Consider the following 22,120-nt stretch of genomic DNA (forward strand, 5'->3'; position numbering starts at 1 on the left):
GTTGCGACTCCCCTTTGCCCCGTGCAAGCTGACGATCAAAGTTGCAGAATGGCGGCGCAACCAACGACGCCGTACAGCCGTCAGCGGCTGGCTGACCATCCCACCAGCCCGAATGGACCTTCAGCGAAGGGTTCGAGACCAAGCGGTCCACCCGTGCCGGATGCGTGGGGAGGCAACGGGGAACACTCGGGTATCACGGAAGAGACGGTCAGGCCGTGGGTCCCGCTCCGACACACGTCAGAGCGGGAAGCCACGTGAGAACACCCGCTCTCAAGCTGAGGGCCCCTGGCCGTCGTCACGGGTCGGCGGTCGTCGCGTGCTCTTGTCGACGACACACCCCGATAGCGGGGCTGAGGCCGGTGGGGGTGCAGCAAGGCACACGCGCGCCTGGTCGGTCGGCGCACCCGCCGTCGTGGCTGGCTGTCGTCGGCTGAGGTTCGTGCCACTGCCGTGCCAGATGCAGCGGTCAGCCACGGTCAACATGAGTGTCTGACGGTTGAGTTGCCGGGCATCTCACCAGGCATCGAAGCCGCAGGTCACCGGTCCGACGCCCTAGCCTCTCTCCTAAAGTGGTTGTCCAACCCTGTCACTGAGTCCACACTCGCTGGAACTCTTCGGCCGGGATGGCTTCCAGCGGGTCCTCTTCAGGGTCGAGCGCCTGGTCCGTCAGGAAGCCGTGCTCGTCCTCCAGGTGCTCCCAGCTGTACCGGTGGAGTCGGCCAGCCGGAGTCAGCTCAGCCTGCTTGATGGCGATCAACTCACCGCGGTCGAGTACGGCCTCGAAATACCACAAGCCGCCCTCCTCGTCGGCATGGCGGAAGTGGTGCCGCAGAGTGGCCCCCTCATCAAGAGATCGGAAGTACGCCACGCTTTCTGCTTTGATGCGCTCCAGGTCAACCACGACGTCATCGTGCCAGCGAGCTCGCGCGGCTGCACCGCTCTGACATCCAGAGGTGACATCAACGACCCCGGACGCCAGCACCCTAGGCGGTCCTGCACAGCTGGCGTGGCCGGGTGGCTCCCCGGCAACGATCGAACTCCTGAAGCGACTGTCAACCGCTCGTCTGTGACGATGCGCCGGTCGTCGGCGGACAACACCAACCATCTGCACAGCGAGGCATTCCGACTGCCGGTCGCGCCTGATCTGCGGCATGATGCCCATCTGCGACCCAAGGGGGACTGTGGCAATGGAAAGAGCGCGCGCTGCCCTACTTTTGGATCGCCAACACAGGCCCCACAACGGAACCGCCCGACTACACGACACCCAGCGAACCAGCCGTCGTGTGGACGCCGTCGCCGGTGCAGAGCGTTCCGGAAACGCTGGAACCGGACGAGACGCTGAGTCAGTCCGCGCTCGTGCTCGCAGACGTTGCGTCTGCTGTCCAAGACATACCGCAGAACAGAACTCGACGATGCCAGGGTACGGACCCGTGACGACATCAGCCGCCTGTTCAGAGCAGCCAAGCAACACCTCTAGTCCTAATCAGTTTCCCTCCGGTAGCAGCTTGAAGAGCTGTTAGAGGAGTGGAACTTGGGCAGATCATCACGGAAAAAGAAGATCTGCCGTTGGTCTGCGCCGTTGATTTCGTCAACGGCTCTCCTTGAAACAGTGAGGCAGAATTTCCTGACCAAAGGGCTATGATTCCCCGACCGGCTCAACTGTAGTGATCCCTCGTACTGGCCTGGTTCGAATCTCCAGTTATCCGCCCAGAATACGAGCGTCGGCTGCTGAGGTTTATCTTGGCTGACGATGAATGGGGCAGGATCACTGCTCCAGCTATAGTTGACCTGATCCGAACCGAAATCATATACATATGTTCCGGTCTCGTGCCAGTAAAAAATTGGTTTCTTTTGAGGCGAAATCGAGCCGACGGGAGTCAGTTGCAGACGTGCGTCACGAATCACTTCGACATCCTGGGTCTTGAACCTGGTGGACACCGTTGGCTGAATTTGAAAGACGGTTCCGTTTTCCACTGGTCCAGTGCGCAAAAGGTGAGGAAGTGACACATCGATTCTTGGCTTCTTTTGGGCTTCAGTGAAGTTATAGATCGAGAGCGCAAGCGCGACAACAGCGGCCAGCGTGGCGGCCCACTTGTGCACATGTTCGAATCGTGCTCTTCGAGGCTCCGCCCCCGTCTCATCCGTTCCGTTCACGCTCCTACTCTCTCTGAGATCAGAGTCGTCGGCCTGCGGTGTTGGCCCATTTGGACAGCACACTTAACCTCTGAACCGCCGCCGGCGAATCGCCCCCTCTCACAGTCGGCGATGTCGGAACGATCCGCTCGCGGTGAGGTTTGCTGATTATCCCTCGGTCGGCGAGGCTTCACGGGATGAAAGCGGCAGTGAGCCTCTGCGGCTTTGGGCTGCTTCCTCGTGGCCGGCGTGGCTGAGGCCAGTGCGGGTGCAGCGGGGCATACGCGTGTGTGGTCGGCTGGCGAGCCCGCCGTCGTGGCTGACTGTCGTCGGCTGATGTATCAGACGGGCAATGCCTACGGTGTACTCAGCTTCCAGCAGTCACTGACATCGCCTGTCTCAGGGTCTTGGGCGCACTCCCAAGGAGTGGCGAAACTCGTGGAGGTGGGTGAGTCCGTTGGTCCCCGTGGCCCGTCACTGGGTGACACCAACATGACCACGGCCGCGAACGCGGCAACCACCAGGATCGCGGCCGGGATGAGCAGTAGCCCCTTAAAGGTGAACTCCTGGAAGAACCACCTCACCGACTTCACAGCGATCCCTTCTTGTGCCAGAGGTGATGAACAGGCGCACCTTCTGAGGCGGTTGCATGGGCGGCGTGGCCTCGGCCCAACCCTCCCCAAGGCTGCTGACAATGTCCCGGACCGAGTTCGACCCTAGCCTGAGGTAGCAGCCTGAGTGTCTAACTGCGTGACAACGTCCACGCACAACGGCGAACAACCGCGGACGTCTGCGGACCATCTGCGCAGGTGAGCAGCACACCGGCTCAAGGCAGAGCCCCCACCCGAGTTGCTTCGGGACGAAGAGGTCACGCTCCCAAACCGCGTCCAGAGTCAATTCGAGGGCAGGGGGCGGAGCGCGTAGACGATCGTCACCGCGTGCTGAATGGCCTTAGCCGCCTGATCCACCGTCGGGCTTCCCCTGCATGAGCTGCGCGGTTCCTGACATTGGCAAGCTGGTAAATGACCTTGCTCTTCGACGAGACGCCCGGCTCTCCTCCGAGGTGTTTACTCAAGACGTACAGGTTTGCGATCATCCGGATCTGCGAATGCCAGGGCATCCCGGTCCTTGCCGTCCGCGCCTACATGGGAGCCGGCCCGTGGGTGACGACACCCCTCAGACGTCCCCGGGCCGTGGCCTCACATCCACCCAGCAAACCGTCAACCGCGCGCTCTCGGCGGCGCGGGCACCGGTTGAGCGCGGCGTCGCACGACTGAAGTCATGGCGGATCTTCTGCAGCCCGATGCAGCCCGAAATCGAATGTCGTCAATCGCCGCCGCCGTCCTCACCCTGGAGCGGCAACGCTGAAAGAGTTCACTAAGTAGTTCCGGGCGCCGGCTAGGAGCCTTGAGCAGCCGACACGCGGCTACGGGCGCGGGCGGCCCCGGCTTAGGGTGTCCAAATGCCGCGCCTCCCGTTCAGCGCCCACGGCCGTTAGCGCGCGAATGACCTCGGCTAGGCCGAAGGTGCTTGTCCCTAGATCTGCTGCGGTCCAGCTCGTCAACTGTGCCAGGACGTCCATGACGCCGCCCAATTCAGGAGTGCCGAGCAGGTGATGGACGGCAACGTCGATCCGTTCGGCGATATCCGTCCACGGCCGGTCCGAGGGCTCCACGGTGAGCAGCTCTTGCAGGGAGTCCGCCAGGGCACCTGCCCCCTCCTCCCGGCGGTCGGCAACGAAGAGAAGCCGCGCCATGCGCAGGTGGTCCCGGGACAAGTCCCGTCGGATGCCTCCCACATAGGTGTTGCGCGAGGCCGCTTCGAGGCTGACGATCTCACGTTCGACCTCCTTGGTCAGGCGGGCAATCTCTGCCGGGATGTCGAGATCCTGAGGGGTTGTGGGAGTCGTGTCGGCGTCACGGTCGGATGTACCGAATGCCGGATCGACCGGCTGAATGCCGTACACCGTCCAGCCGTCGAGTAGCAGATCGAGAGTCTGGCCGTACCCCCACCACGGTTGCCGGTAGTACTGGTTGAGCTGGTAGAGACGGTAAGTCATGTTCGTGTAGTCGACCACGCATAGCAGGAACACGCTGTTCACATCGACGTCCACGATCAACTCGATCTCCACCTCCTCCTGCTCCACTGGGAAGGAGACGACGCCGATCTCGACGTCCTCGTCCGACGTCTTGGACTTCTCGATGACAGGCAGGACGACCTCGTCGCCCGGAGCTCCCACGAAGGTGAAGACATCGCTGCGTTTGGTCGGAATGGTCGTCAACCGCTCGACCAGGACTTCAGTGTGGCCGTCCCCTTCCGGTGCCTTTCTCATCCGCTGCGACGCGAGATCTCCCACGGGCGAACATCTGATGCCGATCCCACGGTGGCTGAGGTCGAGGAGCAGAGGTACGGCTCCGGTCATTGCGGCCGAGGCGCCAGCGAGCAGCGACGAGTACAGCGCCAAGCCGCGGCTGACGGCGAGATCCTGGTACTGCTCGATGAACTCCACCTCGTCGAGCATCTCTCTGAGACTCTCCCGTACAGTGAAGATCTTGCCGCCGAGCCCAGTGAGCAGGACCACGCTGATGGGCTCGGTCATCAGCCGGTCGTTGTAGGCGTCGTCGATAGCTGTCCGCACCACCTCCCTGAAGCGTGAGGTCAACTTGGCGCAGGCTTTGCGGAATTCGGCCCGGTCAAGGGTGAAGCGGTACGACAGCACCTCGGAACCGATCTCCATGTCGTGGATGACGACGGTGGCCCTCTCGTCCTCGGTGAGCACGTGTTTGGCCCGCTCCGCTTCCCTTAGGACCTGTGCCTCAAGCCCGGCATCGAAGATCACCGCATTGTTCCATGCCCTCAGTCGCTCCTTGAACAAGTCCGCCAAAGCCTCGTCGAAGTCCAGGCCGCCAAGGTGGTTGTCGCCGTAAACCGACTTGATTTCGTGGACCTGCTCCATCACATCGGCGACCGCCACGTCGAGGGTGCCCCCGCCAAGGTCGATCACCAGGGCGACCCCCTCCCAGTCCGGTCGGTCCAAATGCAGCAGGACACACGCGATGTTGGGCTCTCCGACCATCCGCAGCACTTTCAGCCCCGCCAGTTCGAACGCGTGCAGCAGGCTGTTGTTCTGGCGGATGCTGAAATTGGCGGGGTAGGAGACCATCGTCTCCCGCGGTAGCGTGCCCAGCACTTCCTCCGCATTGGTGCGCAGGCTCCGGATCACCAGTGAGGCCACGAGGTCAACCGGCAGTTCCGCGCCGTCGATGGTGACGGGGGCTTCCATCCCCAGGTGACGTTTGATCGCCCGTACCGTTCGTCCCGCGAAGTACCGCTCCAGGTCGACCGCGCGTGAGCCGACCAGATAGTCGAGATCCGGGGCGAAAGTTACGACGGAAGGCACGAGCTGGCGTCCATCGCCGCCGGGTATGACGTGGACCCTTGCCTCGTCGTCGGCCACCGCGATAACGGAGTTGGTTGTCCCGAAATCGATAGCGAAGGACGCCCATTCAGGTATCTTCGCGCTGTTGATGCGAATAACTGACCGCTGTCTCAGTTCCTCCCCGACCCGCGCGGAGGCCCGCCACTCGTTCCGCTTGCGCGGTGAGATGACTTCAAGGTCCATGAGTGCCGCTGGCTCGAGACGGGAGTACGGCTCCTGAGGCGGCTTGTCGTAGTCTCGAGCGAGGCGCGGTACATGGGCCGCCAGAAAGCCGTCGAGCTGTCCGACCGTGATGCAGCGGCCATCGTCGCCGAAGGCACCGCAGAGCGCCTCGGTGAAGATGCCGGACTTCAACCGGTTGCTCTCGTAGGAGCTGGTTCCCGGCGCGCACGAACAGAATGAGACCACGCCGGGCGGGCAGAGCCGCTCGACGTCGACCTTCCGCGCCGTCGCGAAGAGCGACTTGCCGCCGGCGACTGGGGTGCGACATGCATCCAGCAGTAGCACCACGTGTCGGGCACCGGTCGCCTGCAGCATCCGCAGCAGGAAGGCGAAGTTTAGGCTGGTGTCCTCCAGGGCGTCGGTGAGCGCCTCTCGCGTGATCAGGTAGTCTTCGCCGTCCGCCGTCGAGTGGAAGCCATGGCCGCTGAAGAAGAAGTACAGCCGATCGATGGGGTCGGCGGCGTGCTTTGCCAGCTTCGACAGGGTGCGGATGACGTTGTGCCGGGTCGGCTCAGAGCCGGTCAGGTCGTCGGCGAAGGTGAAGACGGCCTCCTCAGGGACGTCCATGGCGTCCCTGAACACCTCGCCGATGCGCAGTGCGTCGAGATGGGCGAACCGCAGGTCGGCGATGTCGTCGTCCTCGTAGTGGGAGCAGCCGATGGCCAGCGCCACGTTCAAGGCGTGCCACTCTGCCTGCGCTGGAAGATCAATTTCATGCCGCCGTTGATCTCCGCGGACGTGGCGCCTACGAGGCGCACCTCACCTTTTCCGGTGACTTGGACATGGACCTCAAGGCCGGTCAGTTCGAGAGTGTCCGAGGCGGTAGACGCCTGGTCAAAGACCCCACCGACGTATTGGCAAAGGTCGGCAACACCGCGGGCGAGGACATCAGTGCTGATCCGGGAGACCTGGGTGACCGCTGCCCGGGTTCGGGTGAACACGGACTTCTCACCGTCGTCAACGCCGTAGTCGACCGTGATGACCGGCACCTCAACGCTGGGCTGCTCGTTCCTCATACGCAAAAGTCTGCTGCCCGATGGGCCCGGTGTCTCGTTGTAGCGTACCCCCCCCTCTTGGGTTTGATTGCAGCTTGTTGCCCCATGACATGGCATTGAACGCAGTTCCGCATAAACCCGCCCCCCATCCGGTGGCTTGTTGACTGATCTCTGGAGAGCTACGGATCAGATGCTGCTCTTCCCCAAGCGCCCCCACGAGCCAGCAGCAGTGAGTGTCTAACTGCGTGACAACGCCGGCGGACGACGGTGGACAAGCGCGGACGCCTGCGGACCATCAGTGCAGGTGAGCGGCACACCAGCCCCTGGCAAGGGGCTGCTCCAGTTGGTCGGGACGAAGAGGTCCTGTCACCCAGGCCAGCCGTAGGGTGAGGGCGTGCGAAACGACCGACACGACGAACCTCTCTCCGGCGAGGAACTGGAACTCTTCTTGCAGTACCTCCCTCGCTTCACCAACCACGACGTCGATCAGTTCGTACTCATGGAGGTAGGTGACCCCGACTACCCGTGTCACATGGACCTGTCCCGGGCTCCGGTACCCGGAACCGACCGCGCCGCCTACCGTCGCCCATAGCCGAACCAGGCGGAATCGCCTGACATCCACGGCTGACATCAACAGCGCCGGAGGCCGACAACTTCGGGCGGTCGTAGGCGTCAGCTCAAGCCGCGCAGCAGCCGACCGCTGAAGGCGTCGGATCGAACTCCTAAAGCGGTGGTCCTGTCCAGGCACCCTCTCTACCCTGTCGGCATGTGCCGATACGCGACCCCCTATAAGCCGCATTTCGTGTGTCTGGTGTGCCGCTCCTCGTTCAAGCAGAACCCGCTACCGCCGCGAGAGCATCCATGCCCGCGCTGCCGCGCTCCGATGATCAACGCTGGGTTCGACCTTGCCATCCCTCGCCGTAGAGATAAGGGGGCCTGGGAGGCACTTGGGGCCGCGTTGCACGCCGGCCTCACCTTCCATTCATGCGGTTGTGGTGGCCCCGGCTACCGACCGCGGTCGACTGCAGAAGTCCGGGCGCGACGCCGGGCCGCTCAGCGGCTCGGGCTGCCAGACCAGAGGGCACTGAAGCGCTACGACCCCTGGGATCCAGAGCCCGGGGAGGAGAGCGCATGACGGACAGAGAGGCTGCAATCCGCGCTGTGGCGCGCCGCGCTGACCACGTGTACTGGGTGCGGGATTGGCCCGACAAGCCGACCTGGCGGGACCGGCTTCGCCGATGGATGGACCCCGCGTCGTACCACTTCGACCGGACCGCCACCCCACCGGAGCCCTGGGTTGACCGGCCCGCCGGATATTACGAGCGAACAGGCTGGCGCATCCGTGCGGCCTACGTAAGATCCGACCTCGCTTTCGAGGTCGAGTACGTGGTCTGCAATCCGTGCAAGATCGGCTGGGTGGAAGCACCTCACTCCTACGAGGGCTATAAGCGCTGTGGCCTCGCCTCAGCCGCTCTCCGCTCCCTGCGCCAGGTCTACCCAGGAGTCCAGTGGCACACGGGCGGCGGCCATTTCCGCGATGCCGAGCCCTTCTGGAGTTCCGTCAGCGTCGACGTACCCGGCGGCTACACCCAGCGGGGAAGATGCCGTCATGTGGAACCGTGGCGAGCATGAGGACACTCCCAGGTCCGTGCACCAGGGAACCCGCGATGGCCGCCCGTCTCAGTTTCCGTCTCATTCAGCGCCGTTCACAGCCGTTCAGGCGAGACCGCTCGCCATCATCACGCCGTCAGCCATCCGCCCATGAACGCAGGTGAACGACCCCGCGCACACCCCATGCCCTCACCACCACAGTTGGAAAGCGTGTTGGTCCAAAGCCCGGAGTGAAGCGACGGTTGTAAAACGAGTGCCGGCACATGGTCCATCGTCGAGGATGCCCTCATGAACAACGACCTGGTGGCGTTCCTCAAGGTGCGCCTGGACGAGGAGGCCGAACTGGCCCAGCGCTGCGAGGCGGCCGGATGCTGCGGGGAGTGGACCGCCCGCGGGGACACGGTCGACTTCCGCCAGGTGGACCTCACCGGTTTCCATCCCGCAATCGCGCAACACGTGGCCCTGCACGACCCCGTCCGTGTGCTGCGCGAAGTCGAAGCCAAGCGGCGCGTACTGAACCGTCACAGCATCAGCCCCGCCGAAGGCGACCCCGAGCGTCCCTGGGACGATCATGACGACTGCCAGTTCGACGGCGACCTATGGCCGTGCGACGACCTGCTCGACCTCACACTCCCCTACCAGGACCACCCCGACTTCCCCGAGCGCTACAAGGCGAGCCGAGATACCGAGGGACGCGGCGACCACACCACAGGCGCACCGATGGGCGGGGGACCACGGTGAAACCAGCAGAGCCCGGTGAGACACCAGTACACACATTTTCCCAGGTCAGCGCCCAACCAGCCGCATATGCCCGCAGCTTCCCAAGCTGAGGATTCCGAAGCTCGGCGCCGACTGGCCCCCGCAGTTTTGCTCTAGTCGGAGCGTAATGCAGCCAGAAATCCCATGCTTGACATGGCATCGCGCTCTAGTCTTCGAGTATGGCGAGCACGACATGCGGATGGTGCGGACGGCTAGCTCACATGAGACCTGTCGGCGGTGCCGAGGTCATCTCTGATCCGAACAGCCGTCTCAATGTGGGATTCGAACCCTATCAATGTGCTAACTGCCGCCGGCTGCTCCTCGCCTACGGATGGACTGACGTTCAACCGACGAACGGATGGGACGACACTCCTTCCGACCTCTGGGACCACCCTCAGGCCCAGGAGCCACGATGGCTGCCGCCAGCCAGGTCCAACAAGACGTTCCCAGATGTCCCGGCAGCCATCGAGTCGCTCGCGGTAGAGGCACACGATTGCCTTGCCATCAAGGCAGACCGAGCTGCCGTCACGCTCGCCCGTGCAGTCGTCGAGGCATCTGCGAAGGAGAAGGGCGTGACGAGGGGGAGTCTGATCGCGAAGATTGATGAGCTTCACAACCGGGGGCTACTGCGCGGGCACATCAAGGAAGCAGCGCACGAAGTGCGCTTCGGCGGCAATGGGGCAGCCCATGGCGATCTCACCCCAGGTGACCACGAGGCGGCTGAAGAGATCTTGACGCTCATGGATGAGGTGCTGAACGAGCTGTTTCAATCCCCAGCCCGGGTGGCACGTGCCCGTCAGCGGCGTATGCAGCAGTCCCAAGCCCTCCCCGAGTCGGTGAATGCCGCGGCACCAGAAGAAGTGTCGAAGAACTGACTTCCTGATGGTGTACTCACAGCGTTTCCGCGCTTCGGCGTTCGTGGACTATCCGTGGACTAAGGAGCGCCGCTTAGTTGGTGAGGAGCATGTGACCTGCGTTTATGTCCAGAACCCAAGCGGCCTCCGGAGCCGTGTGCGCAGGTTCGAATCCTGCCGGGGGCACCGCAGATCAGGTGCCTAAAAGGCCCTCTGATCAGGCAATACGCCAGATCGGAGGGCCTGCTGTTGTATGCAGCTATCTGCCACCGAAAGCAGCCCCAGGACGGGCGCTGCGGGACATACGCGGGATCGGACATCGATAGACGAACCGACCGATCTCGCACATAAGAAACACCCCGAGGCGGGCACCTCGGGGTGTTTGGTGTGATCATCGTCACGCGTATTCGAGCAGCAGATCTTCGATCCGCTTGTTGGCCACAACGTGACGACCGTGGAGGCATTTCGCATAGCGCGCCAAGAGCACCTCCACTGTGTTGCCTGCACGCTCAGCAACTTCCGTGGGGTCGACCCCCGCGTTGAGCCACGTCGAGAGCGCCGAGTGGCGTAGATCGTACGGGCGGTCGGCCAACGGACTATTGGCAAGCTCCGGCGGCAGCCCGAACTCCCGCGCCTCTCCCCACACGCGCGAGTAGGTCGAGGAACCAACCAGTCCGCCGCGCTCATTGAAGAAGAGTCTGCCGTCGTCCGCCGTGCCGAACATGTCGATGCCGTCTCGCCAGATGGCCACGAGGATCGGCGGTAGCGGCGTCGGCCGCACTTCCTCGGAATCACGATTCTTCAGCCCGCGATCGTCGTGCACCTCGCCGGTCTTGGTCCACTTCTTGCCCGCTGTCGGCCGGGTTCGGTGGAGATTCGCTAGCCCCCAACCCTCCTCAGGGAGGTAGCAGTCCTGGATCGCGACTCCGACGGTTTCCGCCGGACGCATCCCGGCGTAGTACATGCCGGCGAACATGCCCACCAGCCGCCTGCCCCTGGCGCGGTGGTAACCGCCCACGTACGAGACGGAGCCGATCAGGTTGCTGGCCTGCTTCGGGTTGGCCACGACGCGAGGGTCGACAGGGACGATCCTGTACTACAGCCGTGACTCGCGATCTCGCTTGTCGCGGGTGGCGTAGTGGCAGCGTTGTGCGCGTGATTGGTGGGTTCTGCGCCAGCGTGACTGGGTGATCACGATCGCGGGTGGAGGCGGTGTGGTGGCCCAGACGAGCCGGTTGAGCAGGCGGCGGATCTCCTCGGCGGTGTAGCGGATCAGCTTTTCAACGCGGCCCGACGGGCCCCCTTTTCCGGTGCCTGGGCCGGTGCGGGCAACAGGTCGTGTTCGTCGGGTTCAACGTTCGCAATGATCTGCCCTGCCGCTTCAACGAACTCGACGTGCTCCGACGGCACTGGGCGCGTTTCGCGGCGGTGTCGCAGGGCTCGGTCGTGCCGCCGTACGAAGTCCTGATCCACCCCTCCAGCGGGTGCAACCTGCGATGCGCTTGGTGCATAGGAGACCATGTCCCCCTCGAGTTATGGGACGAACAGCGCGAGCAGCTGGTCATGCTCGACGCGGCCAAGGACGCTGTTGATCTGCTCCCGGACCATCTGACGACACCGGCGAACATGCTCAAGCTCATAGGCGACATCGTCGACTACGAGGTGGAGGCGCCCTACCGGCAGAGCGGCGAGGACTGCTCGGGCGTCTTCAAGGTGGAGGCCGTGTCGTTCTCCGGGTTGATAGGCGAACCACTCGTCGCCCGCAAAGCCCTGATACCGGCATTCGGTCTCCTGGCCGAGCGCGGCATGAGCGATAGTCAAGAGCTGTGGATGGGACCTTTCGACGGGGTGATCTCAGCAGCCGCGAGCCGAGCGTTTTCGCGCACCTTCGAGGCGGTATTGGCGGACAACAGCGCGGCGGTAGCCCTCAGCGTGACAACATCAACGTATGGGCATCTTCAACTCCATCGCGCGTGGCCTCGGTAGCCTCCGCCCGCTGTCCGACGCGGAACTCGCAGACGAACGCGAGGCGCTGCGAGAGCGTTACGTATCCGCTGGGGATGTCAACGAAGCGGATAAACTGTACGACGAGCTGCACCGCTACGACGCAGAGATGATTCGCCGTGCAAACGAGGCCTATGCCCGCGAGAACCCGAACCCACCAGAGCCCAGGCATCGCGAGCACGGGTGGTACCTGCCGAACGACGACTAGGCGGGCGTCTGCAGGCGGAGAGTAAGCGCTTTTGCACGCAGTTCCGGCGAACCCGCCTACCGCGCAGGGTCGTTGGGCGACAATCTCTGCATGCTGGCACCGATCCCCCCGCCTCCGCCGTCGCAGCGGAGCGTCATCATCAAGAAGCCCCGCAGCCCGGCCCGACGGCTCATGCAGGAGGCCGGCAGCGGGCCGCTGCCCGTTTTTGCCCTGCGCATCCAGGACCGCGCCCGCGCCACCGCCAATGACTTCCTTCGCGAGCACGGGTACCGTGAACATCGGCTCTACGTCCTGGAGATCGCCGGACACACACCCCGCATCGAGATCGGGTACAGCAGCGCTCCATGGGAACGCCTCACCCGGCACATCGGGGAAGTCAATCGCTGGCAACACACGCTGATCCAGGCCCATTTCTCCGACGCTCTGCCCGACAAGGCCACGGCCAAGAGCGCCGAGCAGCAGGCGCACGCGTTCATGAGCAAGTTCTATGACTGCGTGCCGGGCTCTCCGGAGATGTTCGTTGGCAGTGACTTCCGCGCCGGGAAGACCTGCGTGGAGACTGCCGTGGCCTGTGCGTTGTGCGGACGGTCGGAGCAATTGTCAAGATCTGTGGATCGCTGAAGTTATGGCGCCACACACGCGAAGGCGGCCAGGCCCCCGAGCGCCTTCGGGGCGCGGTGGGGGTGGTGGTCAGCAGCAAGGTCCGGCATGGCGGTTCTCCTCGGCGAGGTCGGTGTAGGGCCGGAAGGCCGCTCCGGAGCACGGCGGGCCCTGGTGACGTAGCCCTTGCTGGTTGATGTCCGCCAGCCGTCCCAGTACGGGCCCTGGACGCCGCAGGAGGAGCAGACCCGGGCCCGGTTGACCAGTTCCTCCTCCCGCTGCGCCCAGCGGTCCAGGAGCTCGATGTAGGCGCGGGGCAGAAGCCACCCCTCCCCGGACCAGGTCAGCAGCTCCAGCGGTCGGGTGCCAGCCATGTTCTGCGAGTGCCGGTAGCGGCTACTGGCAGCGACGAATTCCTCCCACGTCAGATCCCCGGGCAGCCCGTTCACCCCGACCCGCTGCCAGGCGTCGTTCCACTCGTCATACGGGATCCCGTCGTGGGCTTTGTGGCGGGCCAGCCCGAACATCCATGACACCAGTCGGCGCCGCCAGTCCACGCGCTGCCACTCCTCCGGGTCGCTTTGTCCGAAGTCGCGGTACGCGGGCAGTTGGACGTCGACGACGTCGTCCAGGTCCAGGCGCAGCTCCGCGAATGCCTGCCCGGCCCGCCGGATGTCCCGCAGCGCGGGTCTACTCTTCGCCGTCGAAGCCGTGGTCGAAGCCCTTGAGTACCGGATCCAGTTCGGCGGTTATGTAGCTTTCTTTGCTTGTTGTTGACCTGACCCGCGGTGAACATGATGAGGCAGGCCAGCACCCATGAAGGACAAGTGCTGGCCTGCAACAATTCAGAGGGACGGTCGTTGCCCGGTTCTAACGTGCCGTATCAGGCAACATTTGCCCTGTCCACCACCTCGCGTAGGCGTTCATTGGCGGCGTGTTTGTTCCGCCAGACGATGTAGCGGCGGATCATGCTGCCCTGCTCCTTGTGGCTGGCGTGGTCGGTGCCGTCGAGGGCGAAGTTGCGCAAGGCGGTGAACTGGGCCTCGATGCGGTTCAGCCAGGAGCTGTTGGCTGGCGGTCCACCCCCGAGCGCCGCTCGATGGTGTACTGGGCCCGCCGCCGGGCCGAGGAGATCCGCCAGCTCAAGGGCTGCGGCGCCGAGGTAGGCGCAGCCCTTACAGGGCTCGCGGGTGGTGCGTCGTCGAACGGGACGTAGACGACGTCCGGCCGTGGTAGCGGTCATGCTGGTCAGAGGCATTGCCGTCCTGTGTTGGTGCCCACGTTGCATGAACTATGCGCTGAGCATCGGCAATCGTGGTTCCCGAACCCGGGAGTCGGGCACGGGGCAGCTTGGGTCCTTCTCCCATCGTCGGGAGCGGATCTCAGCACTTCTCGCGGCTGCGCCCCGCCTCAGTCCGTTGTCTCGGTCGCCAGCTCACACGCACGCACGTACTCCTGCACCAGCGGGCGGCGGTCGTCGGCGCGCCAGGCCAGGGCGAAGCGGCTGGGCGAGATGCCCCTCACCGCACGGGTGACGACTCCGCCAAGGGTGATCAGAGGGGTGTTCCCGGCCGCCAGCAGGACCACGCCGAGACGCGCGACGAGCGCCTCGTACGTCTCCTCGGTGCTTGCCACCTCCGCGCCGATGAGTGCTGGCTGCCCGCCGCGGGCGTCGGTGGCAAGCCAGTAGTCCCGCAGTGGCCCGGCGCTGTCAGGTAGAGCGAGGAAGGGCTCGTCCAGCAGGTCGGTGAAGTCGATGATCTCCTTGTCGGCGAGCGGGTGAGTGTCGGCCATGGCGACCAGGCGGGGTTCCTCGGCGACCACCACCCACCGGTAGCGGTCCGGATCGGGCAGCGGGAGCCAGACGAACGCCGCGTCGCACGTGCCGTCGGCGAGCCCGGCGGTCGAGTCGTGCCAGGGGACCTGGCGAAGTCTGAGGCGGGCGTCGGGGCGTGCGGCGGTGAAGCGGGAGCGGATCGCCGGCAGAACGCCCCCGCGCCCCGGGCTGGTACTCATCCCCACGACGAGGACGGCCGCCCGGTCGGCCACGACTCGGGCGACTGCCTCCTGGGCTGCGTCCCACTCGGCGAGAATGCGCTGAGCATGCGGGAGCAGCGCTGCACCGGCCGCGCTCAGGCGTACTTCGCGCCGGTCGCGCTCGAACAACGCGGCCCCCACCTGTTTTTCCAGCATCCTGATCTGTTTGCTCAGCGCGGGCTGCGAGACGTACAGCCGCTCGGCTGCGCGCGTGAAGTGCAGCTCCTCGGCCACTGCGGCGAAGTACCTCAGGTCCCGTCCGTGAACGTCCATAACCATCGGCTATCACAGCGGATCTTGGACGGGCAACCGGTGTGCCCCGCAAGGTAGTTCACACACGGACCGCCGAGAACAGCGGATCACCCGGCACAAGGAGAAGAACATGAACAAGGTATGGCTGGTCACCGGGGCGAGCAGCGGGTTCGGCCGGGCGATCACCGAAGCGGCGGTGGCTGCGGGCGACATCGTGGTCGCCGCCGCCCGCCGCACTGCGCTGCTCGACGACCTGGTCGCCGCGCACCCGGACCAGGTCGAGGCGCTACCGCTGGACGTCACCGACATCGCGGGCGTCCAAGCCGCGGTCGACGGCGTGGCAGCCCGGCACGGCCGGATCGACATCCTGGTCAACAACGCCGGACGAGGCATGGTGGGGGCGGTCGAGGAGACCACCGACGCGGAGCTGCGGGACCTGATGGACCTGCACTTCTTCGGCCCGGCCGCGCTCACCCGGGCCGCGCTGCCGCACATGCGCCGCCGGGGCTCGGGCGCCATCGTGCAGCTGACCAGCATGGGTGGGCGGTTCGCCTTCGCCGGAGTCGGCGCCTACTGCGCCACCAAGTTCGCCCTGGAGGGGCTCTCCGAGGCCTTGGCCGCCGAGGTCGCCCCGCACGGCATTCGGGTGCTGATCGTCGAGCCCGGCGCGTTCCGTACCGGCTTCGCCGGCGCCGCAGCGCTGCGGCCCTCCCCGGCCCTGGACGCCTATCAGGACACCGTGGGCCCCGTCCTTTCTGGGCTGCCGGGCGGAAGCGGCCAGGAACCCGGGGACCCGACCAAGGCCGCGGCCGCCATCCTCACCGCTCTGGACGCCGACGAACCGCCGCTCCGTCTGCCGCTCGGCGACGACGCCGCCGACGCGATCACCGACCACCTCGACCGTGCCCGCACCGAACTCCGCTCCTGGGAAAAGCTCACCCGCTCCACCGACTTCGACGACTGACACTTCCAGCCGCATCCGCCCCTGTTCCCGCCCACCGTCTCCACGCAGGCGCGGCGGGAGACCCAGGCGGCGGGCGCCGCGGTCGGGGACGCGCAGCTTCCGGCTGCGATCGTCGCGACGCGCTCCGACCAGCGCATTCCGGCCCAGTGATGACAGCGACCTGCGGTGACGGCAACTGCCCCCACAGGCAGCAGGCTGACCGCACGTACCGCTACGCCGGGCGGCGGAGCCCTGTCGCACCCGGCACGTGGCTCCCCGCTGCAGGCCGGTCGGTCCATGGTCGCCCCCCTGGCTTCCAATCTCGGTCGCATACCTTCAAGAACGTCTCAGGAGTGTCCTGATGAAATCGCGGCTTAGGTCCTCCCCGGCTGCCCGCACCGCGGGCTCGGCGCCGGAGGCGGCCCGGGGCGGATCCCCGACGGTGCTCGGTGCCGCCCTGCTGGGCTTCTTCCTCATCTCGCTGGACGCGTTGATCGTCACCGTCGCGCTGCCCGACATCGGCCGCAGCCTCGGTGGCGGCATGTCCGGCCTGCAATGGGTGGTGGACGGATACACGCTGATCTTCGCCGCCCTGATGCTCTCCGCGGGCGCCCTCTCCGACCGCATCGGGGCCCGGCGGGCGTACGGCGGCGGCCTTGTGCTCTTCGCGCTGGCCTCAGCGGCGTGCGGACTGGCGCCCGCGCTCAGCGTGCTGGTGGCGGCGCGGCTGGTACAGGGGGGTGCGGCGGCGGTGATGATGCCGGCGTCGCTGGCGCTGGTCCGGCAGGGTTTTCCCGACCAGGCGAAGCGGGCTCGGGCGATCGCTGTCTGGACCGTGGGCGGCGCGGTTGCGGTGGCGGCCGGGCCGGTGCTCGGCGGGGCGCTTACCGCCTCCGTGGGCTGGCGGTGGATCTTCTTCGTCAATCTCCCGGCGGGTCTGCTGGCGCTCGCCCTGCTCGCCCGCGTGCCGGCCTCTCCGCGGCTGCCCTCGCGGCTGGACGCGGTCGGGCAGGTGACGGCGGTGGTCGCGATGGGCGCGCTGACGTATGGCGTGATCGAGGGCGGTGCCGAGGGCTTCGGCCGGCCGTTCGTGGTGGTGTCGCTGCTGGTGGCCGCGGCCGCGGCAGCTGCCTTCCTCGCCGCGCAGGCCAGGGGCGCGCACCCGATGCTCCCGCTGCCGCTGTTCCGCTCGCGGGTGGTGGCGGTGTCCTTGGTGGTCGGCTTCATGCTCAATGCCGCTTACTACGGTGGGGTGTTCATCTTCAGCCTGTACCTGCAGCAGGAGCGCGGGCAGACCGCGCTGCATGCGGGCCTGATGTTCATTCCGATGACGGCTCTGGTCGCAGTGGTGAACCTGGCCTCGGCGAAGCTGGCCGAGCTGTTCGGCCCGCGGGTGCCGATGGTGGCGGGACAACTGATCGGGACGGCCGGGCTACTGGCGCTGCTCACAGTCGGCGCGCACACCAACGTATGGGCAGTGGCGGCGTTGATGGTGCCGGTCGGCCTCGGCGGGGCGCTGACGGTGCCGGCGCTGACCGCGATGCTGCTGGACGCGGTGCCCGGCGACCGAGCGGGCACTGCCTCCGCCGTGCTCAACACCGGCCGCCAGGTCGGCGGGGCGATCGCGGTGGCAGTCTTCGGGGCGCTGCTGGCGGGAGCGGACACGTTCCTGGCCGGCATGCGGTGGAGCGTGCTGCTCGCGGCTGCCGGGCTCGTACTGACGGCGGGCGCGACGCTGACGCTGCCGCGGGACGGGCGCCGGGGTGCGGAGATGTGAGCCGAGCGGTGTGTCACGGCAGGGCCGCGGGTCTCCTCGCCACTGGAACGGTGCGGACCGAGCTCCAGCGGGTCCTGCCGCCGCCCACCGCTCGACTTCTCAGACCACCACAGGGCGGTTCACGGTCTGCTCTCCGGCCTGCGCATTGGGACAACGCGTGCATCGGCGTCGCGGCCACTCAGGGTGGCGTTCTCCAATGCGAGGAGGTTGATCGCGGCGGCATAGACCTGGAGTCGTTCTTCCAGGTCGGCGCAGTGCTGGCGGAGGTCGGCGTACTTCTTCTTGAGCTGCTCGTGCTCGCTGAGCTTGCGGGTGAACGCCTCGGGTGTGCTGTCCTGGGCTTTCACCCGGGCCTGGAAGAGCTCTTTGAGATCGAGGTGCTGGTGGGTGAGGTGCCAGCGCTTGACGCCGGCTTCGATGGCGAGTTGGTAGACGCTGAGGCGTCCGCTGGAGCGCAGGGGCGTGCCGGCCAGGAGCCGTTCCATCGCGGCGAGGATCGCGGCGCGGACCGGATCGCCGTCGGTGGGGCCAGTGTCGGTCACTGGTGCTTCTCCGGTTCGTGGGCGTCGAGGATCCGTTGCAGCCGCGTCAGTTCGTGGCGTTCGCGGTCGTGCCGGATGGGCGGGGCGAGAGGGTTGTCGACGACGGCGGTGAGTTCGCGGTGGTGTCGGCGGAGGTGCTGGATGTCGCGGTCGGTGCGGGCGATGTTGCGGCACTTGGGCCGGCAGTCGTCGGTGTCCGGGGTGACCAGCGGGTCGTCGATGGTTCCGCGTAGTTGGCAAAGGGCCTGGGCGGGGTCGAGGACGCAGGTCATCCCTTGGCCATGGTGGATCTGCAGGAGCGGGTTGCCCAGCAGGTCGCGGGCCTGGCGGTCGCTGGTCAGGACGTGCCCGGCGAACTGGCGGGTGGCTGCGGTGACGCGGTGGCGGTAGGCATCGGCGGCGGGGCCGCTGACGTGCTCGCCGTCTTCGAGGGCCTGGACGTCGTCGGCGAGGATCTCCAGGCGGTAGAGCCAGTCCTCGAAGGCGTATTCGTCGGGGAAACCGGATTCGTAGGAGCCGGCGTACCCCTGGAGCATTCGAGTATGGAGATGGCCGAACTGAATTGAGGCGGCCACCAGGCCGCGGGGGCGGCGCCTGATGAACCAGGCGAGGGTGCGGCGGAACCGGGAGGCGGCGAGGCGGCCGCGCTCGTCCGGGGGAATGACGTCGGTGCGGTCCAGACGTCGGCATTCGGTGTTGACCCAGGTGACGAACGCGGCGAGGTCCCTGCTGATCTGGCCGTCGGTGCGTGCTTCGCCCCGGCGCTTGGTGTTGCGAAGGTGCTGTTGGTGCGGTGTGATCCGGTTCGGGAACAGCAGCGGGTGCGGGTGGAGGCGTTCGAGCACGGCGACGGCGCGGGCAACGGGTGCGACGACGACCCACGGGTCGCGCCGGGGTGCTCCCGCAGGGAGTTTGTTGCCATCCGCGTCGACGGCGTTCTTGTAGTGGCGCCCGGTCATCAGCCACAGATCGTTTGCGGTGTCGTATTCGATGCAGCCGCGTCGCAGATTCAGCACCTCCCCGGGGCGAGCGCCGCTGAGGTAGGCGATGATCACGAAGCAGGCCGTGGTCAGCAGGCGGGTGAGCCTGGGCGCCTCGTGGAAGGTGATGCCGCGGGGCCGCCAGAGGCGTCCCTCGAGCCGGCCGGTGGCCGGAGTATCCAGGTAGGCACCGTCGGCGATGGGGATGCCCGACTCGATCGCCTTCCGGCCGCTGGCCGTGAGCCGGACCGATTCCGTGCAGCCCAGGATCCTGCCGATGTGCCGCCAGTTGATCACCAGTGTGCCGTCGGGGCCGACCTGGCCGGGCAGCGTGGCACCGTGCTCGCGCAGCCGGTCTAGATAGGCGGTCATCCGTGTGCGGATCTTCACCGGCGACCGCGTGGCGCCGTTGAGCTGGCGCAGGCGTGATTCCTCGTATTCGGCTCGGGCGGCCACGATGTCATCGGCGAAGTCCTCGGTGAACCGGATCGCCCAGATCAGCAGGTGCTGCATGGTCAGCTCACCAATGCGAGGCGTACGGTTGTCCCGGTCCGCGCGGAGCCGCCCGAACAGATCGCGTGACTCCTCGCCGCCCCAGGGCAGGACGGCCGGCAGCCGCATCCGCGGCGGCAGGATGCCGCGGGCCGACCACAGCCGCCGTACTTCGCCGACGCGCCGGTACTTGCGCGTCATGCTGATCGGCTCGTCGTCCACGTCCACGAGGTACTCGTTCAGCAGAGCAGGGGTGACCTGGGCGAATGCGGTGACGTCGTGGCGGTGCAGCCAGCTGAGGAAGTCCTTGGACGAGCTGAACACCGTCAGGATCGTGGCGATGGCGGGGCGGTCGCCTCCGCCGGAGTGGCGCATGGTGCCGGGGCTGGGGTGGTTGATCAACTGCCAGATGTAGTACTTGGCGTCCTGCCGCAGCCGCCGGGGAATGGTGGCGAAGTGCAGGCTCCTGGCCTTGGCGTGTTCCTCGAAGACCGCAGGGTCGACGTTCCAGCGGTCCTCGGTGAACCGGGACAGGGCCGAGGGGTCGGTGCCCGGCCGCAGCGGGCGGTGCAACAGCACCACGGTGTCGGGGCCGGGCCACTTGGTGCCGTCGGGGACCGTGTCCCAGTCGGCGGCCAGCCGGGAGATCGTGCTCATCGAAGATCGAGTTCTCTGTTCAGGAACCGTGTCACCACGGCTCGGTCGGCGTCGGTGATGTTGGCCCGGGCGTCGGCGAGGTCCGCCTCGTCGTGCTGGGAGATCAGGTCGGCCAGCTGGGCGTGTGGCAGCGCGAACCGCTGGGTCCACTGCAACGGGGTCATCTCGGCTCGGCGTTCGGCCAGCCGGTCGTGGACCAGGACCTGCAAAGGCAGGTGGCGGGGAAGGGCGCGGGCGCAGGGGCAGCCCAGGCAGAGCATGAAGGAGGCCCGGCAGGGCTCACCGGATGGGGCGTGCGGGCCGCCTCTGTGGTCGGCGCAGGCGTTCATGACCGTGTCCAGCCCGCCGGCGATCATCCGCTTCAGGGTGGTCGCGTCGATGCCGTACTCGTCGGCAACCGCGGCCGCATCGGTGCAGGCCCGTTCCAGGTCGGCTCGGGTGAGGCGGGCCATCACTCCGCGGGTCCTCGCCTTGGCGACCTCCTCCTCCAGGGCCGCGGCGACGACCTTCCGGTAGGCGGCGAGATTGCCGCGGTTGCGGGCCAGGTAGTCGGTTGCCAGGGTCTGCTCGGTGTGGGCGACCGGCTTCTGGTGGAGTTCGACGAGCAATTGTCAATTTCTGTGGATCGGTGCTGCCCGCCTGGTTATGCGCTGAGGTGTTCGTGAAGCACCTGCCAGGTTCCGGCGTTGCTGACGAGCACATTGGTGCCGCGGCCGCTTCCTGACCGCGGCTGGCCGTCGATGGTTCCGGTCCAGGCGAACCGGTAGCGGCATACCGCGTGGTCATCGCTGTGAGCGATCCACTCCAGGTCGTCGATCTGGTAGACCTCGTCGCGGATGGTGGCGAAGGTCTCGCCGATGGCGGAGAGGACGGCTTCGCGGCCGCGGTGGGATCCGTCGGAGAACCAGTAGACGGCCTCGGGCGCGATCAGCGGGACGAGCTGAGTGATGTCGTGACTGTTGCTGGCCTGCTCGTAGGCGCGGATGAACTCGGTGAGCCGGGCGGTGGGTTCGGGCATCGACAGGTCCTTTTCTCCCTTGCGGGGCGCGACAGGTGACAGAGGCGGTCAGGCCGCCGTGGTTTGTTCCCGCTCGACGAGGATGCCGTTCTCGAACGTGGCGCCCGCGCGGACCAGGGCGACGAGGTGAGCGCCGGTGACCGCGCGCCAGCGGGCCTGGGCGGACTCGACGAGTTTGAAGACCATCGCGAGGGCCGCGGCCGGGCTGCCGGCGCCGCGGGTGACCTTGGTGCGGAGTCTGACGGTGGAGAAGGTCGACTCGATGGGGTTCGTGGTCCGCAGGTGGATCCAGTGCTCGGCAGGAAAGTCGTAGAACGCCAGCAGTTCCTCGGCGTCGTCGGTGATCTTCGCGGCGGCCTTGGGGAACTTGGCGCCGTAGGTCTTCGCGAACGCCTCGATCGCCTTCTCGGCGTGGCCGCGGTCCTCGGCGTTGCAGATCTCCTGCATCGCCTTCGTCGCGCCCGGCTGTGCGGACTTCGGCAGGGCGTTCGCGACATTCCGCGCCTTGTGAAGCCGTCAAGGATCAACCTGTCGGTGTGTCGTGTTCGCTCTGCGCGGCAGTGAGGAGATCGGCGCCGGTGCGGTAGCGGGTGGTGG

At 66.4% G+C, this 22,120-nt stretch carries 19 protein-coding genes, 1 tRNA gene and 4 pseudogenes; 11 read left to right on the top strand and 13 right to left on the bottom strand.

The window, feature by feature from the left end; genetic code table 11:
- Positions 1–586: 586 nt before the first annotated feature.
- Both ACIBTS_RS33365 and ACIBTS_RS33370 read right to left on the bottom strand, forming a co-directional pair.
- The gene (locus ACIBTS_RS33365) at positions 587–901 is read right to left on the bottom strand and encodes a hypothetical protein (protein WP_399324395.1); all 315 of its coding nucleotides are present in this window, start codon (positions 899–901) and stop codon (positions 587–589) included.
- 578 nt (positions 902–1,479) lie between these two features.
- Positions 1,480–2,154: a hypothetical protein gene (locus ACIBTS_RS33370; RefSeq protein WP_399324397.1), complete on the bottom strand. Its 675-nt coding sequence runs from the start codon at positions 2,152–2,154 to the stop codon at positions 1,480–1,482.
- A gap of 1,052 nt (positions 2,155–3,206) precedes the next feature.
- Here ACIBTS_RS33370 and ACIBTS_RS33375 point away from each other — a divergent pair.
- Positions 3,207–3,501 (top strand): annotated as a pseudogene (locus tag ACIBTS_RS33375) (transposase family protein); the annotation flags it as partial.
- A 58-nt stretch (positions 3,502–3,559) separates the two neighbouring features.
- Here ACIBTS_RS33375 and ACIBTS_RS33380 read toward each other — a convergent pair.
- Complete coding sequence (locus ACIBTS_RS33380; protein WP_399324399.1) at positions 3,560–6,466, bottom strand: Hsp70 family protein; 2,907 nt, start codon at positions 6,464–6,466, stop codon at positions 3,560–3,562.
- 2 nt (positions 6,467–6,468) lie between these two features.
- The gene (locus ACIBTS_RS33385) at positions 6,469–6,810 is read right to left on the bottom strand and encodes a hypothetical protein (protein ID WP_399324401.1); all 342 of its coding nucleotides are present in this window, start codon (positions 6,808–6,810) and stop codon (positions 6,469–6,471) included.
- Between the two features lie 373 nt (positions 6,811–7,183).
- On the opposite strand from ACIBTS_RS33385, the gene ACIBTS_RS33390 reads away from it, so the two are divergent.
- The 5 genes from ACIBTS_RS33390 to ACIBTS_RS33410 all read left to right on the top strand — a co-directional run bounded on the left by ACIBTS_RS33390 (position 7,184) and on the right by ACIBTS_RS33410 (position 10,199).
- Positions 7,184–7,381: a hypothetical protein gene (locus ACIBTS_RS33390; protein WP_399324402.1), complete on the top strand. Its 198-nt coding sequence runs from the start codon at positions 7,184–7,186 to the stop codon at positions 7,379–7,381.
- A 539-nt stretch (positions 7,382–7,920) separates the two neighbouring features.
- Complete coding sequence (locus ACIBTS_RS33395; RefSeq protein ID WP_399324404.1) at positions 7,921–8,421, top strand: hypothetical protein; 501 nt, start codon at positions 7,921–7,923, stop codon at positions 8,419–8,421.
- Positions 8,422–8,688: 267 nt separating this feature from the next.
- Positions 8,689–9,141, top strand: coding sequence for a DUF6221 family protein (locus tag ACIBTS_RS33400; protein ID WP_399324405.1), 453 nt, complete (start codon positions 8,689–8,691; stop codon positions 9,139–9,141).
- 239 nt (positions 9,142–9,380) lie between these two features.
- Positions 9,381–10,034 carry a DUF4145 domain-containing protein gene (locus ACIBTS_RS33405; protein ID WP_399324407.1) on the top strand — a complete coding sequence of 218 codons (654 nt, stop codon included), beginning with the start codon at positions 9,381–9,383 and terminating at the stop codon, positions 10,032–10,034.
- 68 nt (positions 10,035–10,102) lie between these two features.
- Positions 10,103–10,199: transfer RNA gene (locus ACIBTS_RS33410), tRNA-Ser, on the top strand.
- A gap of 211 nt (positions 10,200–10,410) precedes the next feature.
- Here the strand turns inward: ACIBTS_RS33410 and ACIBTS_RS33415 are convergent.
- A pseudogene (locus tag ACIBTS_RS33415) lies at positions 10,411–11,094 on the bottom strand (site-specific integrase); the annotation flags it as partial.
- Positions 11,095–11,351: 257 nt separating this feature from the next.
- Here ACIBTS_RS33415 and ACIBTS_RS33420 point away from each other — a divergent pair.
- The 3 genes from ACIBTS_RS33420 (at position 11,352) to ACIBTS_RS33430 (ending at position 12,846) form a co-directional block, all read left to right on the top strand.
- Positions 11,352–11,999, top strand: a complete 648-nt coding sequence (locus ACIBTS_RS33420; RefSeq protein WP_399324408.1) for a hypothetical protein — start codon at positions 11,352–11,354, stop codon at positions 11,997–11,999.
- On the top strand, positions 11,962–12,225 hold the full coding sequence (locus ACIBTS_RS33425) for a hypothetical protein (protein ID WP_307080270.1): 264 nt from the start codon (positions 11,962–11,964) through the stop codon (positions 12,223–12,225). The genes ACIBTS_RS33420 and ACIBTS_RS33425 overlap by 38 nt, the downstream gene beginning before the upstream one ends.
- Before the next feature lie 90 nt (positions 12,226–12,315).
- On the top strand, positions 12,316–12,846 hold the full coding sequence (locus ACIBTS_RS33430; RefSeq protein WP_399324410.1) for a hypothetical protein: 531 nt from the start codon (positions 12,316–12,318) through the stop codon (positions 12,844–12,846).
- A gap of 2 nt (positions 12,847–12,848) precedes the next feature.
- Here the strand turns inward: ACIBTS_RS33430 and ACIBTS_RS33435 are convergent, their stop codons facing one another.
- The 3 genes and pseudogenes from ACIBTS_RS33435 to ACIBTS_RS33445 all read right to left on the bottom strand — a co-directional run bounded on the left by ACIBTS_RS33435 (position 12,849) and on the right by ACIBTS_RS33445 (position 15,141).
- Complete coding sequence (locus tag ACIBTS_RS33435; RefSeq protein WP_399324412.1) at positions 12,849–13,382, bottom strand: hypothetical protein; 534 nt, start codon at positions 13,380–13,382, stop codon at positions 12,849–12,851.
- A 326-nt stretch (positions 13,383–13,708) separates the two neighbouring features.
- Positions 13,709–13,900 (bottom strand): annotated as a pseudogene (locus ACIBTS_RS33440) (transposase); the annotation flags it as partial.
- 335 nt (positions 13,901–14,235) lie between these two features.
- Entirely contained in the window at positions 14,236–15,141 is a 906-nt protein-coding gene (locus tag ACIBTS_RS33445) for a LysR substrate-binding domain-containing protein (RefSeq protein WP_399324413.1), read from the bottom strand.
- Positions 15,142–15,244: 103 nt separating this feature from the next.
- Between ACIBTS_RS33445 and ACIBTS_RS33450 the strand changes: the two genes are divergently transcribed.
- Both ACIBTS_RS33450 and ACIBTS_RS33455 read left to right on the top strand, forming a co-directional pair.
- A complete protein-coding gene (locus tag ACIBTS_RS33450; RefSeq protein ID WP_399324414.1) occupies positions 15,245–16,078 on the top strand; it encodes an oxidoreductase in 834 nt (277 codons plus the stop codon).
- Positions 16,079–16,418: 340 nt separating this feature from the next.
- A complete protein-coding gene (locus tag ACIBTS_RS33455) occupies positions 16,419–17,834 on the top strand; it encodes an MFS transporter (protein ID WP_399324416.1) in 1,416 nt (471 codons plus the stop codon).
- Positions 17,835–17,953: 119 nt separating this feature from the next.
- Here ACIBTS_RS33455 and ACIBTS_RS33460 read toward each other — a convergent pair whose 3' ends face one another.
- The 5 genes and pseudogenes from ACIBTS_RS33460 to ACIBTS_RS33480 all read right to left on the bottom strand — a co-directional run.
- Positions 17,954–18,376 carry a hypothetical protein gene (locus ACIBTS_RS33460; protein WP_399324418.1) on the bottom strand — a complete coding sequence of 141 codons (423 nt, stop codon included), beginning with the start codon at positions 18,374–18,376 and terminating at the stop codon, positions 17,954–17,956.
- Positions 18,373–20,505 (bottom strand): hypothetical protein, encoded by a 2,133-nt coding sequence (locus tag ACIBTS_RS33465; RefSeq protein ID WP_399324419.1) that lies wholly within the window; start codon positions 20,503–20,505, stop codon positions 18,373–18,375. Before ACIBTS_RS33465 ends, ACIBTS_RS33460 begins: the two co-directional genes overlap by 4 nt.
- Positions 20,502–21,113: a hypothetical protein gene (locus ACIBTS_RS33470; RefSeq protein ID WP_399324420.1), complete on the bottom strand. Its 612-nt coding sequence runs from the start codon at positions 21,111–21,113 to the stop codon at positions 20,502–20,504. Before ACIBTS_RS33470 ends, ACIBTS_RS33465 begins: the two co-directional genes overlap by 4 nt.
- Positions 21,114–21,148: 35 nt before the next feature.
- Complete coding sequence (locus ACIBTS_RS33475) at positions 21,149–21,523, bottom strand: YybH family protein (protein WP_399324422.1); 375 nt, start codon at positions 21,521–21,523, stop codon at positions 21,149–21,151.
- Positions 21,524–21,571: 48 nt separating this feature from the next.
- Positions 21,572–22,033: pseudogene (locus ACIBTS_RS33480) on the bottom strand (transposase); the annotation flags it as partial.
- Between the last annotated feature and the right edge of the window lie 87 nt (positions 22,034–22,120).

The sequence above is a fragment of the Streptomyces sp. NPDC050121 genome (assembly GCF_044460385.1).
Classification (GTDB): Bacteria; Actinomycetota; Actinomycetes; order Streptomycetales; family Streptomycetaceae; genus Streptomyces; species Streptomyces soliscabiei.